This window comes from Streptomyces sp. UNOC14_S4 (assembly GCF_020740835.1).
In the GTDB taxonomy this organism is placed as follows: domain Bacteria; phylum Actinomycetota; class Actinomycetes; order Streptomycetales; family Streptomycetaceae; genus Streptomyces.
The window spans coordinates 1-603 of the sequence record NZ_JAINFC010001049.1; the positions used below are offsets into that span (position 1 = coordinate 1).

Sequence of the window (603 nt, forward strand, 5' to 3'; positions counted from 1 at the left end):
TTCGCACACCGGTCCTGTTCACACGCCGTTCACGGGCGAAGGGCGGCGGGGCCCTGCGCCCACTGCGCCCGCTACTCCCACACCGTGACGGAGTCCACGCAGTCCCCGGGGGCCGGGGCCCCCGGCAACCCGTCGTCGCCGTCTCCTTTACGGCGACGCATCAGCCTCCGTACGAGCCGGACCATCTCCGTGGGCTCGAAGGGCTTCGCCAGAAAGGCGTCGACGCCGGCGGAGCGGCCGCTGTCGACCTCCAGCTGGGTGCAGGCGCTGATGATCGCGATGGGTATGTCCCGGGTCCGCGCGTCGGACCGCAGCCGGGCGGCCGTGAGCAAACCGTCGAGCCGGGGCATGACGACGTCGAGGGTGACCACGTCGGGACGTACGCGATGCACGATCTCCAGGCACTCGGCACCATCGGCCGCGGTCACGACCTCGAAGCCCTCCAGCTCGAGGTTGACCCTGATCAACTGCCGGATGACCTTGTTGTCGTCGACGACAAGGACCCGGCCGGACAAGCCAGGCACACCCCGAGAGTAAGCGCGCCCACCGTGCCGCGTCCGGCTTTTCCCCACTTCCACCCCCGCAGGGGACGCTCCCCGGTCA

Annotated in this window: 1 protein-coding gene; it reads right to left on the bottom strand. The window is 70.1% G+C overall.

Translation table 11 applies throughout. The annotated features are described in order from the left end of the window. Positions 1 to 71: 71 nt before the first annotated feature. Positions 72 to 572, bottom strand: a complete 501-nt coding sequence (locus tag K6I34_RS37835) for a PleD family two-component system response regulator (protein ID WP_229332522.1) — start codon at positions 570 to 572, stop codon at positions 72 to 74. Between the last annotated feature and the right edge of the window lie 31 nt (positions 573 to 603).